This is a genomic window from Hungatella sp. SB206 (genome assembly GCF_051132295.1).
Taxonomy (GTDB): domain Bacteria; phylum Bacillota; class Clostridia; order Lachnospirales; family Lachnospiraceae; genus Hungatella; species Hungatella effluvii.
Genome location: NZ_CP096603.1, coordinates 5,787,131 through 5,801,960, shown reverse-complemented (window position 1 = coordinate 5,801,960; position 14,830 = coordinate 5,787,131). Strand labels below are relative to the sequence as shown.

Sequence of the window (14,830 nt, the reverse complement as noted above, 5' to 3'; positions counted from 1 at the left end):
GGGATTAATTTATGGAAAACAGGAATTTTGCAGGCGATCTGCAGATAAGCAAGGTGAATAAATGGTATCCTGGAGATGTTCATGCTGTTAAGGATATGGATATGGAAATAAAGAGAGGGGAATTTATTGTATTTGTAGGCCCTTCCGGCTGCGGAAAGACAACGCTGCTGCGCATGATTGCAGGACTTGAGAGTATAAGCAGCGGCGAGGTCGTTATGGATGGCAGGATTGTGAACAAGGTTCCGCCAAAGAACCGCGATATTGCCATGGTATTCCAAAATTACGCCCTTTATCCCAATATGAAAGTAAAAGATAATATTGCTTTTCCCCTTAAAATGCAGCATATCGGCAAAACGGAAAGGGAGAAAAGGGTAGCAGAAGTGGCGCAAAAGCTGGAGCTGGATGCTCTGCTTGAAAGGAAACCGGGGGCCTTGTCCGGCGGTCAGCGCCAGCGTGTTGCCCTTGCGCGGGCCATGATAAGAAAACCCGGACTGTTTCTCATGGATGAGCCGTTAGCCAATCTCGATGCGAAGCTCCGCACAGAAATGCGCCGGGAGATTATAACGCTCCAACGGGAGCTGGGGGTAACAACCATATATGTCACCCATGATCAGACGGAGGCAATGACGATGGGGACGCGCATCGCCGTAATAAGCGGCGGTGTTTTACAGCAATTTGGAACACCGCAGGAAATATATAGAAATCCGGCGAATCTGTTTGTTGCTGGGTTCATAGGCTCACCCAATATGAATGTGTGGGACACAGAGCTTATTTCAAATAACGGACAACATTATCTGACCCTGGGAAATGCCCGTATTCCGATGGGTAAAAGCGGTCTGGCCGCAAGAGGACTGCAGGGGCCCATTAAGGCAGGTATCCGTCCGGAACACATTGTGCCGGCGGCACCGGACGATCCTCATGCAGTGCGGATGAAAATCAGCATTTTAGAAAATACCGGGCGTGAAGCGGCAGTTTTCCTCACCGGGGCTGATATACCGGATATGACGATGGTAACAGGCGCGGATTTCTCAGGCCGGGCCGGGCAGGAGGTATATATTCGGCTAAAGCCGGAAAAGATACTTCTATTTAATACAGAGACAGGATGTGCATATGGAGATGTTTATGTATAGAATATATTCAACAGGGATAGAAACTGCGGCTGCATCAGCGATACTGATACCGATTCTTTTTTTATATCATATATTTATATTTCATAACATAAAAAAGACGGCAGCCTATATACTTTTTTCATTATATCTGGCTGCAATATGCTTTTTAGTGGGATTTCCCAATATAGCAGGGATGAGAATCGTTTTATCTCATAACTTTATTCCTCTGCGTGGGATGTTGACCGATATAACGAACAGCTATCTGAATGTTTTGCTTTTTATCCCATTAGGTATATTTGTTCCATGCTTATGGCCCGAATACAGAAGTATGATGAAAACAGTGGGCTTGGGCCTGATGACATCACTGGGTATTGAAATACTGCAGATATTTACCTTTCGCGCAACCGATATAAATGATGTGATAACGAATGTGGCAGGTACAATGATAGGATATTTAATAGGAAAATTGATTATTAATCGGTTTCCACAATTAAACTGGCTTGGCTGCAAGGAACGTGAGTTATATCTTTTATATGTAACGGTTGGCGTAGTAATGTTTTTTTCCCAGCCGTTTATTCAGTCTGTATTAGGTAATTTCTCTTTATAGGGAATTGCCTGGCAGCACAGGAGATGTTACAATGATAAAAAACAAGGAAAGAGGGAAACACAGGTGTGTAAACCGTTTAGGGAGGCAGCATGAAAGGATTCCATCGACAAAATAAATTATTTTCTCTCTGTGGATTGAATTGTGGGCTTTGCCCTATGTATTTGAATAAAAATTGTCTCGGTTGTGGTGAGGAAAATCACTCATGTAAAATAGCAAGGTGCAGTATGGAACATAATGGGATAGAGTATTGCTTTCAATGCAATGAATACCCCTGCGAAAAATACGAGAAGATAGACAAATTTGATTCTTTTATTTCACATCGAAACCAGAAGAGCGATTTAGAGAAGGCCCGGCAGATTGGGATTGAAGCTTACAATGCAGAGCAGGAAGAAAAGGTAGAAATACTGGGCACTCTTCTTGCAGGATATAATGATGGCCGTAAAAAGACCTTGTTTTGTGTTGCAGTAAACCTTCTGAAGATTCATGAACTGAGAGCGGTACTTGGAAAAATTGAGAACAGATCCGATTTGGAAAACCTGACGCTCAAAGAAAAAGCGCTTTTACTGCTTGGTTGCTGAAGGCGGAAGCAGAAAAGAATAATATTGACTTGAAACTGCGAAAGAAAAAGTGAGAATTTGGATACAGACATCGTTCATTAATGGATAGTGAGGAATTGAGAATCGAAGTGAGTTCATCGAAATGTATCCGGTTCTTGGAAAGGACAGAAGAAGAGAGGTGTATTTTTGGTAAGAGAGTATCTGCATATGAATGTTTATGATGCGTTTTTAGCGCGGATGCATTTTCTCTTTGAGGAGTTTGATCATATCTATGTCTCTTTTTCCGGAGGCAAGGACAGCGGTTTGCTGCTCAATCTGGTTCTGGATTATCGGAATCAGCATTATCCGGAAAGGGCCATTGGCGTGTTTCATCAGGACTTTGAGGCACAGTATACGGTGACGACTGAGTATGTGGAACGCACCTTTGAACGGATTCAGGATCAGGTTGAGCTTTATTGGGTCTGCTTGCCCATGGCCACCAGAACCGCATTAAGCAGCTATGAGATGTACTGGTATCCATGGGATGATACGAAGAAGGAACTCTGGGTCCGGGAGATGCCACAAAAAGAATATGTCATCAATCTGGAAAATAATAGAATGACTACATATCGTTACCGGATGCACCAGGAAGATTTGGCAAAACAATTCGGGCGCTGGTACCGGGACGCCCATGACGGCGGAAAAACAGTATGCCTGCTTGGAAATCGGGCAGATGAATCTTTACAGCGGTACAGCGGGTTTTTGAATAAAAAATATGGCTATAAGGATACCTGCTGGATCAGCAAACAGTTTAAAGATGTCTGGTGTGCCTCCCCTTTATACGACTGGTCTACGGATGATGTATGGCACGCCACCTATTTATTTGGTTATGACTATAACCGCCTGTATGATCTCTATTATATGGCTGGACTGAAGCCCTCGCAGATGCGTGTGGCCTCCCCGTTTAATGACTATGCGAAGGATGCCCTGAATCTATACCGCGTCATAGACCCGGAGATTTGGTGCAAGCTTGTAGGGCGTGTACAAGGCGCAAATTTCGCTTCCATTTATGGAAAGAGCAAAGCGATGGGCTACCGGAATATTACTTTGCCAGAGGGGCATACATGGAAATCTTATACGAAGTTTTTATTGGATACACTGCCCAAAAGGCTGCGGAATAACTACGCTAAGAAATTCAATACCTCTATCCAGTTCTGGCATGGGACAGGCGGTGGGTTGGACGAGTCTGTAATTCAGGAGCTTCAGGAGAAGGGGTATCAAATTAGACGAAACGGTGTTTCCAATTATACATTGAACCAAAAATCACGGATTGTATTTGTGGGACCCATACCGGATCACACGGACGATATCAAATCCACAAAGGATATCCCCAGTTGGAAGCGGATGTGTTACTGCATTTTGAAAAATGACCATATCTGCCGCTTCATGGGATTTGGGATGACACGGCAGCAACAGAAACGGTTGGATATGATACGCCGTAAATACAAAAGTATAGAGGAATTCGATTATGAAGTATAAAAGCCCAGTTTATAATGTGATAGCTGTTCCAATAGAGAAGGTACGGCCCAATAACTACAATCCAAATAAGGTTGCTCCGCCGGAAATGAGGCTGCTTTATGAGAGCATCAAAGAAGACGGATATACGATGCCGGTCGTATGCTATTATGTAAAATCGCAGGATATTTATCTGATTGTGGACGGCTTCCACCGGTATCAGGTGATGATGGATCATCCGGATATCTACGAGAGAGAACAGGGATTGCTGCCGGTTTCTGTCATTGAGAAACCGATTGATAAACGTATGGCCAGCACCGTTCGCCATAACAGGGCACGAGGCACTCACGATGTGGATCTGATGAGCAACATCGTAAAGGAACTTCATGAGTTTGGGCGATCAGACGCCTGGATCTCAAAGCATTTGGGAATGGATAGAGATGAAATTTTGCGTCTCAAGCAGATTACAGGTCTTGCCGCGCTATTCAGGGATATAAAATTTGGAGAGGCGTGGCGCCCTGTAGAGGAAGAGACGGAAAAAGAGTAAATAATATTAATGAGTGAAAGTAATAAACGCCCTTTGGCAGAAAAATAAGTGATGTTCTGCAAAGGGAATCAGATATTAATTATGGAGGTATGCTTGCAAATGGATAAATGGTTCACGATTGATCAGATTGATGAAGATACATATATTATCAGCGAATACCGGCATTGGGAGGAGACGCATTGCTATCTGTTAAATGGATCCAGCCGCAGCTTATTGATTGATACGGGTCTGGGAATCTGCAATATTTATGATGAAGTAATGAAGCTGACAAATAAGCCTGTTACGGCCGTTGCCACCCATATTCATTGGGATCATATTGGGGGTCATAAGTTTTTTCCGGACTTTTATGCCCATGCGGAAGAATTGAGCTGGCTGAACGGTGAGTTTCCTCTGACAATAGAAACAATCAGAGAGATGGTGGCAGACCGCTGCGATTTACCAGACGGTTACGATACAGGCTCTTATGAGTTTTTCCAGGGAACGCCAACAAAGGTACTGGAGGATGGAGAGAACATTGAATTAGGTGGACGGAATATACAGGTATTGCATACACCGGGCCATGCTCCGGGGCATATGTGTTTCTGGGAATCAGACAGAGGTTATCTGTTTACCGGAGACCTGGTTTACAAGGACACTTTATTTGCCTATTATCCGTCAACAGACCCGGACGCATACCTTGCTTCTCTTGAAAAGATTTCGGAGCTTCCGGTCAAAAAGGTTTTTCCTGCGCATCATAGTTTGGATATTCAGCCGGAGATTTTAATTAGAATGAGAAATGCGTTCAGGCAGTTACGGGAAGATGGTAAATTACATCACGGCAGCGGTACATTTGACTATGGAGATTGGGCAGTATGGTTATAAAGAGAAGGAAGCAGTATAATTTTATTTAGTTGCGTGCTATACAAAAGGCTTTATCAGAAATAAAGAACAGCTATAGATTGAGGAGCGTTTATATGAAGTATGTATGTACAGTAATATCGGTAGCGGACATCAGCGCCGCAAGAAAGTTTTATGAGGAACTGTTCGGGGTAGAAGTCTATCAGGATTACGGAAGGAATATCGCTTTTACCTGCGGTCTGGCATTACAGCAGGATTTTGACTGGCTGGTAAGTATACCAAAGGAAAAGGTACTGAAGAAATCCAACAATGCGGAGATCGTCTTTGAGGAACAGGATTTTGATGGTTTCCTGAATAAGCTGAAAGCATACTCGGACATCGAATATTTGGGAGAAGTCATTGAGCATAGCTGGGGACAACGTGTAATCCGGTTCTACGATTTGGACGAGCATCTCATAGAGGTTGGAGAGGATATGCAGATGGTAGTAAAGCGGTTCCTTGCTTCTGGAATGACTATGGAAGAAGTCTCTGCAAAAATGGACGTATCCATTGAGGATTTAACAAAACTTCTAAATAGCTAATGTGCAGCGGGCATATAAATAAATTGAAATTTTGAGGAGAGTAAAATTAAATGTTAGACAGGACGATACCATTTTATAACATTATTCTTCGGTGTGATCGTTATTTAACCACTACACCAGTTTTGCATAATGGATATGAATTCCGTATGTATCAAGATGGAGATGAGCGAAAGTGGGCACAACTTGAATATGAAATTGGAGACTTTGATTCAGTTGATGAAGCAGAGCAGTATTTCATTTCAACTTATTGTTCAAAAAAGGCTCTTGATATTACAGAAAGATGTGTATTTGTAGTCAATGAAAAAAATGAAATTGTTGGTTCTTGCATTGCGTGGAAAGAATTAAGAAACGATATATTGGTTGCTTCCCTGCATTGGCTTGTTGTTTCCCCTCAATATCAGGGTAAAGGTATTGGAAAAGCTCTTTGCCAGAAGGTTATGCAGATTTTCGTTGTAAACGATGAGTTTCCAGTATATATCCACACCCAACCATGGAGTTATAAGGCAATCATTTTATATGTTCGACAAGGATTTAAGATTCAAAAAACAGACAGTTTTTCTCAATATGAAAACCAATTTAACTTTGCTATGAATACTTTGAAAAAAATATTACCGGAAAATCAATATGAGGAACTGACATACAATATCGAATTATAAATTCTTTAGGTTGTCGTGAGTAGCACAACAACAATCGGGATGGGCATCTCATAGAGGTTGGAGAGGATATGCAGATGGTAGTAAAGCGTTCCTTGCTTCTGGAATGACTATGGAAGAAGTATCTACGAAAATGGACGTATCTATTGAGGATTTGACAAAACTTCTGAATAACGAGAAAAAATAAAATTTTCAAATATGCTCAAAAACAGAGGAGGATAAAATGCCATATACATTTCAATCAGTGAAAAGCATGGAAATATTAACAGATAGCAGTAAGACTTTTCAGATTATGGAAAGAAAGGTATTTGAAAGCAAAGTAATTTTATTAGTATTTTTTTAAACAATTTAACAAATCGGGATTTGGAGGAAGAAATAATAATGCCAAGTTTAGAAGTGAACATAGAATATATCGAGCAACAAACAATATACGGATTATGGCAAAAGTCAAATGATAAAACAATTTCCAAAGATATAAAGGCTCTATCTAAACAGTATCATGCCGTGGTTTCCATGCCGAAGGGGAAGGTGTTACCCTATTTTGTTCTGTCCAGAAATTACAATGAGCAAAGCCGCGATTTTGAATTGTTTATTGGTAGTGTGAATGACAAGAATAGTTTAGAAAGCTACGTCCTCCCAGCCAGCGAGTACGCCAAAATCACAGTAAAACCTAAATTGGGCTTTTTGTGGGGGGCTTCTATTGGAGAGGCAAAACAATATTTCTATACAAAATGGCTGCCCACAAGTTCCTTTGAAGCATTAAATTTGGAATATGAGTATCACACAGAAAGAAGTACGGAAAAGCAGCCGGCGATTGACATTATCTTTGCCATTCGACGCAAAGCTATCAATTAAAATTAGACCAATTATAATTTGTAGGGAAATTGAACATAGTGATTTTGCTCAATCGATATTTGAAAGGATAAAAGTAAAAATGATTTCTTCAATTTATAACAGACGAAGCACACGGTAATTCATAGATAAACCTATATCTCAAAAAGATATTATAGATATTATCCAAAGTGGAATAAAAGCCCCTTCTTCTAAAAATAGACAACCATGGAAGTTCGTTGTGATACAAGGAAATGCTAAGGAAAACATGATAAATGTTTTCAGGTTGGGAATCGGGAGAGAAGAAAACGATAGCGCATTGTTACCGCAAAGCAGACAACACATAGCTTCTGCAAAATACACTATTGATATTATGGCAGAAGCACCAACCATAGTCTTTGTTGTTAATTCACTGGGGAAAAGTATTATGGAAGAATTAACAACAGAAGAACGTGTTTATGAAATCTGTAATATTCAATCTATAAGTGCTGCTATACAAAATGTGCTTCTCGCCGCTACTGAGAAGGGAATAGGTAGTCTTTGGATATGTGATATTTATTTTGCATATCCAGAACTGTGTAAGTGGTTGAATAGTGACGGACAACTTATTGCAGCTATTGCATTTGGTTATCCAAATGAATTTCCTAAAGAAAGGCCACGCAAGAAGATTGATGATGTAGTGGAGTGGAGAAAGTAATTTGTCAGAATAATAACTTCCAGTTTGTTGAACTGAAAAATTTGAATTGATTTATCTGCAATGAATATGAAAACAAAAGGACAGAAACCATATGAAAACAACACAAAATTTAATGCGGGTGAAGGAGCTATTGCTTACCCCACCCACGTTTTCAGATAATAAGGCCCGACTGCAAACGAATCTGGATACTGATTTTCTCAAACTAATCGCCATTGTTTCAATGCTCATCGACCACATCGGCAGCGTCTTTTTCCCGGAGGTAAGGGTGCTGCGTTGGATCGGACGGCTGGCGTTTCCGATTTTCTGTTATTGCATGACAGTGGGCCTGCTATATACTCATGATATCAAGAAATATTTATTCCGTTTGGGAATATTTGCACTGATTTCTCAACCCTGTTATATCTTTGCCTTTCATCCGTATGACTTTTGGTCGCAGTTTACTAACTGGAATATCTTCTTTACTTTGTTTCTAAGCCTTTTGGCGATGTATGGATGGAAAGAACGCAAATGGTGGCTGTTCGCACTGACCTTTTTTGTGATTTCATGGTGGAACTTCGACTACTCCAGCAACGGAATTTTTTTGATGCTGGTGTTCTATCTCTGCCGCAACAATCCGGTAGTAGGGGCCATGTTCTATCTGCTGTTTACAGTTCCGCCAGCGCTTTTCGCCCGCCCCGGTGATTTTCGGAATCTCACCTTGGGTGGTCTTACATTTGATTGGACTTTTGCAATGGCCTTTGCCGCTTTGTTTATCTTCCCCTGTACCCATACAAACCTGAAGGTTCCACGTTGGTTATTCTATGCCTTTTATCCGATTCATTTGCTAATTATTGGCCTAGTTCGGCTGGTTCTCAAGGTATAATGTTAAGCTTTGCCAATTCATGTTTGTCGTGTTCTTTCAAACCTTATTTTCTTAACCTTTTAAATTAAGAAGCATGGTTTGCAAAACTCTATTTTGTAACCAGGTATTTGATGCCTATGGAGGAAACGCATATGGATATTCAGAAAATTATCAGTTTAGTAACAAAAACGCAAGGGCTAATTAAAAACCGTGAAATGGCCGCCCATGTAAAAGAGAAAGGTCTTGCAGATTATGTAACGCAGGTAGATATTGCCGTACAGAATTTCTTAAAAAAGGAACTGTTTGCCCTTGCGCCGGATATTCAATTCCTTGGAGAAGAAACCGGATTGCAGGAAATAAAAGCGGATAGCTTTTGGATTTTAGACCCTGTTGACGGGACGACAAACCTTATGCACGACTATCAGCACAGCGTTGTATCTTTAGCCCTTTGCCGCCAGGGGGAAATTATTATGGGAATTATATATGATCCCTTCCGCGATGAAGTGTTTTCTGCAATTAAGGGAAAGGGCAGCTTTCTAAATGGGCAGCCCATACATGTATCAAATGCAGAAAAACTATCCGACACAATGATTGGGCTGGGAACAGCAAAAAGAGAAGTGGCCGATGAAAATTTTGCCCGGTTTCGCAGGGTATTTGGTCAGTGCCAGGATGTACGCAGGATTGGCTCTGCCGCTCTGGAACTGGCATATACCGCCTGCGGCAGACAGGGAGGCTATTTCGAGATTTACCTAAATCCCTGGGACTATGCAGCCGGCATGCTTATGATTCAGGAAGCAGGAGGCAAGGTAACTGATTTTACAGGAGAACCGCTTGAACCGAAAAAGGGGAGCAGTGTGGTGGGAACAAATGGATTTATCCATACAGAACTGTTAAAGTTACTGTAAGCTATGTGTTCACTTGGGTACCCTGATGTAGGATAAGGTTAGCTTCTGGGTATCATCTTCTCGAAGCGAAAAATCAGAAGCCAGTCCAGAAAGTGGTGGAACTAACAATGTTCTATTCAATTCTCGGAAAATGCGGACTTAAATGTGGAGGCGGTTTACCCATTGCAAGAGCCGCGAACATCCTATCAGTCATGGCTAATGTAACTTTAGATAGGATAAAATTCTAACTGCTGGTAGTCAGGAGCTTTGTTGTGTGGAAACTATTCTGTCCTTAGGGAGGAGAATTATAATAGAGTACTGGAGTTCCTTTGAGTCTCATTTCCTTTGAGAATTTGAACAAGTAGAGCCTCGTTGAAAATCCTATAGTATACTGACTAAAAAAATGTGAGCAGATGACTATTAGGATAATTTATTAAGCCTGAGCGAATTATGAGACCGTGTGTGCAGTTCAAATGTTATGATGATTATCTAAAATTGGCTTATTAAAGAGCGGGCTGGTAATCTGCTTTTGGAGGCGTTATGAAAGGCTTTGAGAGACAAAACCAACTGCTATCCCTCTATGGATTGATTTGTAGGCTTTGCCTATGCTATTAATTAAGAATTGTTGGTATTCCTTACGTGTGTTGTAGAAAAGGCAGTGTAACAAAAAACAATAAATTAGCTGATGGTCTGGACTCTTCAAGTACATTACCTCTTTATGGATGATGGACACTTTTTTATTAAGTTAATATAGAACCGGAAATTAAACATAAACTATTATCCCTAAGTATAAAGGTATATAACTTAGAGAAAGGAAGAGTAGCAAAGAGCCAAAGACTTAAAGAATGCGATATAGCAAAAAGCCAATATCAACAATTCTTTTTAAGGGGAACAGTACAAAGCTGTTCCTCTTTTGTTTTCAAAATAACAGTATACACCCTCATGAGCAGGGGAATATATAGGACAAAGGTCCGTGGCCCACCATAGTCTTTCTGAAAAGAGATAATTCTACATTCGGAGGGACTATGAAAGTGAAAAAGAAAGATAATATCAGATACCGTTTTACGGGGTATGTATTAGCAGCTTTAAAACGTGCCAAGAGAGATTACATATGCCGTGAAATAAAAATAAGCAATCATGAAAGCCCGTTAGAGAAGCTGCTTCCAGAACCGTTGTGTGATATAACGGACAGTAAGCCATTTTTATGGGAAGAAACGGAGCAGATTCCACTGATACCGGATGAAGTTCGTCAGTATATGGAAAGCCAGATTGGTGAGTCAGGAGAAACGGCGCTTGATGCTCTGACAGATATGGAAATTCTTGTAGTGTTTATGAAGGTTTTTAGACAGCTGACATATCAAGAGATCGGCAGGCATTTGGGCATGGACTATAAAAAGGCCGCCTCTGTTTTCAACTATGCGAAGAAAAAAATGAGGAAAGGATGGAAAATACGCAATGAATTTTAAAGAACTGTTAATGAAGGCTAAGCAGGGAGACAAGGGGGCAAGGGAGGAACTGTTTTTGATGTACCGTCCCATGGTGTTAAGCAGGTCCAGAATCAAAGGAATATTTTCAGAGGACTTATATCAGGAACTTTCTAAGACCTTTGTATCCTGTATTGAACAGTTTTCTATTGAGGGGACTGAAAACGAGCAAAAATAAGACTGAATTTCCTTCTTAATCCGCAGTTAACGACAGGAGGACCAGCAACTATGAGTCTTTAAGGAGACAGAGAGTAAGGGAATACAGCATGCAGAGGCAGGGGTATTCCCTTTTCCTTTAATAGCAATTATCTTTATGTATGCTGCTACATTTATTTCAAGGGTATCTGATACTTGTCCCTTAAGCAGCTTAATAGCAATAGGGGGAGTCAGGACCATAAAGACTAGACAAACACTAAGAAGAATTATCTTTGTGCCTCTAAAACCCAGCTTTACACGCTCATTTTACGTGCAACACAAACAGGACGCCTGTCTGAATTGGCAGACAACTTAATGAGTCAGCGCTTTGGGGAATAGGAAAGCCGCCCAAAGGCGGCTCCTAGCTTTCAGCATTTTACAAAATAATAGAACTCTATGTCATCTATCGTAATCCACACATATGGATTGCCCAATATGTCCCTTACACCGTTTACAACCTGTGTGAACGCTTCATGGAATTTTTCATAACTTTCCACTTCGACAGGATTCCATATAATTATAAAGTTAGCGGTCAACCCATCTAGATCTGGTCCCCGTTTATCCCCACAAAGGAAATAAGATTCGCTTAACCATGCATTTACATATATGCCTGTACTCGCGTATACTTTTTTGGCGGCCTTACCCCAAATCTTAACCAGGATGTTCTGAGTGACAATTTCCGGTATTAGTCCCGCAATGACAACGGTATATCGTTTTGTACGCATATGAATACCCTTTTTTATTAGTATATTCAGTAAACAAAGAAAAAGTTATTGGCTATGGTTTCGCAGCCAGTTTATGGCATTTGATGCGTAAAGTGCACTGCCTAGGGAAAGAATCTCCTCATTAAATACAACGTGGTCATTATGCATCGGTTTGCCGAATAGCGGATTTTCCTCTGGGGTTCCGGCGCCTATTAACATATAGCAGCATGGCCGCTCATAAGTATAAGAGGCGAAATCCTCTGATCCCATACCGCCTTGTGTAAACAATACTATTTTATAAGGCTCATAGCATTCCTTCATGTAGCTGGCAAGCTCCTTGACCATTTCACTGTCATTTTGCAGCGGTGGTGCGGAAGCAATTTCTTTCACAAAAGCTTGTCCGCGAAAGAGAGAAGCTGTCTGAATGGAGATTTCTTCAATTCTGTCAAAGATATATTTGGATATCTTGCAATCCATTGCACGGATGGTTCCCTCCAGAATCACATCTTCAGGGATGATATTTGGAGCTTCGCCGGCAGAAAACCTGCCAACGGTAAGTGCGGCAGGCTGGGTGGGGGCAATTTCTCTTGCGATGATTTCCTGAAGAGACAGATAAATATGGGCCGCAATATTGATGGGGTCAACTCCGGTTTCCGGCATTGCACCATGGCATCCAGTACCTTTTATATGGATCTGAAATAAAGTACACCCAGCCATGCAGGTGCCTGAACCACACATAATTGTTCCAGATGGAATGCCGGAAACAACATGGAAAGCAATGCCTGCATCTACATGGGGATTTTCCAAAACACCGGCCTTAAGCAATGCCTTTGCTCCGGTGAATCCCTCTTAGTCAGGTTGAAATACCAGTTTGACGGTTCCAACCAGATCCTGCTGGTATTGTTTTAATAATTTAGCTGCGCCCAGAAGCATAGTTGTGTGCATATCGTGTCCACATGCATGCATATAGCCATTTTCAGAGGCAAATGGAACGGGAGCAGCTTCTTTAATCGGAAGAGCATCCATATCAGCGCGAAGAAGGATTGTTTTGCCGGGCTGCTTACCAGATATAGAGGCAATAACAGCACTTTCGCATATTTTCTGAGGACAATATCCAAACTCTTCCAATTTACTAAAAACAAATGATTGGGTTCGTGGTAAGATAGAACCTATTTCAGGATATTGATGTAATGTTCTTCTGATTGATATAAGTTCTGGGGTTAGCTGTTTTGCAGACTCAAAAATTGATTTCATATTAATATCCTCCGGGTTAATATTGACTGAATTTTAAGAATATGAAAATGGTTTGTTTCACTTGTTTCTGTTTATGAAGTATATCATAAAAAGTGAAAAGAATGTGAAGTCATATGATAAATAAACAATGAATTAAAAAAGAAAGTGTCTGGAATAGTATGTATGAATAGCACGAGTTGTATGCGAGTTGGAGCCGTATTCAGCAGAACATATAAATAAAGGTAGTAACTAGGAATGATAACAAGGAGGAAGGGATGATAGAATGCTGCATATAAATGCGGATGATTACAAGAAAAGTAAATATTGTTCGTTTGACGTTGGAGGGATAGGAGGATTTATATCAGGAATTGTACAAGACCTTTCTAAACTACATTGATAAGTTTCTGATTGATGTCACCGAAAAAGGACCAAAAAGAGACTGATTTGCGTCCTGACATGAATTGACATGCGATTTTCAATCTTTTATAATGGTATCATCGGATTTGAAAATCTGGATAGAGAAAGCAGCTGGTTCGTCGGCTGCTTTTTCTGACTCAAAAAACAAGAAAGGTGGTATATGCATGAGGGAAGACAGTGAAGGTCGTCTGGCAGAGGAGGTGCAGGAGAGGGAAAAGCGTGTACATGTCCAGCCAATGGGAATCCTTACCGTAGATGCTTCCGGAGCAGCGGCAAGGCAGGAGAGCGGGGATATAACCTGGCATGAGATGGTGAATGCCTACCGCACAAAGAAAATCCTGTCTGGAGGATTAAGTGGTATCGAGCGCCTGGATGGCGGATGGGTAGTAGCAGTCGTCTACTATAAAGATTACCGTGTATTAATCCCCATGGAAGAAATGATGATTAACTTGGAGGGAGACGGAAGGGAAAATTCCAATACGTTAAACCGCCAGACCCGTCTTGCTAACAACATGCTGGGCGCAGAACTGGATTTTATAATCCGGGAGATGGAGGAAAAGTCAAGGAGCGTGGTTGCGTCCAGAAAAGAGGCGATGCTTCGTAAACGCCAGCAGTTTTACCTGGGACAACAGGAGGGCCCCCCTATGATTGTGCCTGGCCGTGTTGTGGAAGCGCGAGTTATTGCCGTGGCACAGAAAGCGGTCCGGTTAGAGGTCTTTGGCGTGGAATGCTCCTTAAAAGCGAGGGATATGTCCTGGGAATGGATGGCAGATGCCAATGAGAAATTCTCCATTGGGGATGTTGTCAGCGTGATGATGAAGAAGATATCCGGAGATTCGATTGAGAATCTGAAGGTAGAGGTAAGTGCCAAAGAGGCAAAGACCAATGTCAACAAGGAAAATCTAATGCGCCTGCGCCGCCAGGGAAAATATGTAGGAAAAATAACAGATGTATTTAAGGGCACCTATTTTATCCAACTGGACTGCAGGGTCAATGCGGTGGCACATTCCTGTAATACAGCCAGCCTTCCGGGGCAGGGAGATGAGGTCGGCTTTCTGGTAACCAGAATTAACGATGAGCGGGAAGTGGCAGAGGGGATTATCACAAGAATTATTAAAAGAAAATAGGAATTTTGTACCTGAGACAGTACCAGATGCTG

General features: G+C 41.4%; 15 protein-coding genes and 3 pseudogenes. 16 read left to right on the top strand and 2 right to left on the bottom strand.

Going from position 1 to position 14,830, the window contains the following annotated elements:
* The first annotated feature begins 11 nt into the window (after positions 1-11).
* The 15 genes and pseudogenes from M1L66_RS25710 to M1L66_RS25640 all read left to right on the top strand — a co-directional run bounded on the left by M1L66_RS25710 (position 12) and on the right by M1L66_RS25640 (position 11,300).
* A complete protein-coding gene (locus tag M1L66_RS25710) occupies positions 12-1,130 on the top strand; it encodes an ABC transporter ATP-binding protein (RefSeq protein WP_434688769.1) in 1,119 nt (372 codons plus the stop codon).
* Positions 1,123-1,716 carry a VanZ family protein gene (locus M1L66_RS25705; protein ID WP_002591375.1) on the top strand — a complete coding sequence of 198 codons (594 nt, stop codon included), beginning with the start codon at positions 1,123-1,125 and terminating at the stop codon, positions 1,714-1,716. Before M1L66_RS25710 ends, M1L66_RS25705 begins: the two co-directional genes overlap by 8 nt.
* Positions 1,717-1,805: 89 nt before the next feature.
* A pseudogene (locus M1L66_RS25700) lies at positions 1,806-2,347 on the top strand (DUF3795 domain-containing protein).
* A 133-nt stretch (positions 2,348-2,480) separates the two neighbouring features.
* The gene (locus tag M1L66_RS25695) at positions 2,481-3,791 is read left to right on the top strand and encodes a phosphoadenosine phosphosulfate reductase (protein WP_006774512.1); all 1,311 of its coding nucleotides are present in this window, start codon (positions 2,481-2,483) and stop codon (positions 3,789-3,791) included.
* Positions 3,781-4,314 (top strand): IbrB-like domain-containing protein, encoded by a 534-nt coding sequence (locus M1L66_RS25690; RefSeq protein ID WP_002591378.1) that lies wholly within the window; start codon positions 3,781-3,783, stop codon positions 4,312-4,314. Before M1L66_RS25695 ends, M1L66_RS25690 begins: the two co-directional genes overlap by 11 nt.
* Positions 4,315-4,413: 99 nt before the next feature.
* Positions 4,414-5,175 carry an MBL fold metallo-hydrolase gene (locus M1L66_RS25685; protein WP_002591379.1) on the top strand — a complete coding sequence of 254 codons (762 nt, stop codon included), beginning with the start codon at positions 4,414-4,416 and terminating at the stop codon, positions 5,173-5,175.
* 92 nt (positions 5,176-5,267) lie between these two features.
* Positions 5,268-5,732, top strand: a complete 465-nt coding sequence (locus M1L66_RS25680) for a VOC family protein (RefSeq protein WP_006774514.1) — start codon at positions 5,268-5,270, stop codon at positions 5,730-5,732.
* A gap of 50 nt (positions 5,733-5,782) precedes the next feature.
* Positions 5,783-6,388, top strand: a complete 606-nt coding sequence (locus tag M1L66_RS25675) for a GNAT family N-acetyltransferase (protein ID WP_118042184.1) — start codon at positions 5,783-5,785, stop codon at positions 6,386-6,388.
* Positions 6,389-6,426: 38 nt separating this feature from the next.
* A pseudogene (locus tag M1L66_RS25670) lies at positions 6,427-6,572 on the top strand (glyoxalase); the annotation flags it as partial.
* Between the two features lie 194 nt (positions 6,573-6,766).
* Positions 6,767-7,240, top strand: a complete 474-nt coding sequence (locus tag M1L66_RS25665) for a GyrI-like domain-containing protein (RefSeq protein ID WP_117565621.1) — start codon at positions 6,767-6,769, stop codon at positions 7,238-7,240.
* Positions 7,241-7,361: 121 nt separating this feature from the next.
* Entirely contained in the window at positions 7,362-7,913 is a 552-nt protein-coding gene (locus M1L66_RS25660; protein WP_349769015.1) for a nitroreductase family protein, read from the top strand.
* Between the two features lie 91 nt (positions 7,914-8,004).
* Positions 8,005-8,775, top strand: a complete 771-nt coding sequence (locus tag M1L66_RS25655) for a TraX family protein (protein ID WP_187024672.1) — start codon at positions 8,005-8,007, stop codon at positions 8,773-8,775.
* A gap of 131 nt (positions 8,776-8,906) precedes the next feature.
* Positions 8,907-9,659 (top strand): inositol monophosphatase family protein, encoded by a 753-nt coding sequence (locus M1L66_RS25650; protein WP_349157152.1) that lies wholly within the window; start codon positions 8,907-8,909, stop codon positions 9,657-9,659.
* A gap of 1,004 nt (positions 9,660-10,663) precedes the next feature.
* Entirely contained in the window at positions 10,664-11,104 is a 441-nt protein-coding gene (locus M1L66_RS25645) for a sigma-70 family RNA polymerase sigma factor (RefSeq protein WP_006774517.1), read from the top strand.
* Positions 11,094-11,300: a helix-turn-helix domain-containing protein gene (locus M1L66_RS25640; protein ID WP_002591395.1), complete on the top strand. Its 207-nt coding sequence runs from the start codon at positions 11,094-11,096 to the stop codon at positions 11,298-11,300. The genes M1L66_RS25645 and M1L66_RS25640 overlap by 11 nt, the downstream gene beginning before the upstream one ends.
* Before the next feature lie 385 nt (positions 11,301-11,685).
* On the opposite strand, the gene M1L66_RS25635 is transcribed toward M1L66_RS25640, so the two are convergent.
* Both M1L66_RS25635 and M1L66_RS25630 read right to left on the bottom strand, forming a co-directional pair.
* A complete protein-coding gene (locus M1L66_RS25635; protein ID WP_002602364.1) occupies positions 11,686-12,042 on the bottom strand; it encodes a hypothetical protein in 357 nt (118 codons plus the stop codon).
* Between the two features lie 45 nt (positions 12,043-12,087).
* Positions 12,088-13,275, bottom strand: a pseudogene (locus M1L66_RS25630) (M20 metallopeptidase family protein).
* A gap of 560 nt (positions 13,276-13,835) precedes the next feature.
* Between M1L66_RS25630 and M1L66_RS25625 the strand changes: the two are divergent.
* Complete coding sequence (locus tag M1L66_RS25625; protein ID WP_070102369.1) at positions 13,836-14,798, top strand: S1 RNA-binding domain-containing protein; 963 nt, start codon at positions 13,836-13,838, stop codon at positions 14,796-14,798.
* The last annotated feature ends 32 nt before the right edge of the window (positions 14,799-14,830 follow it).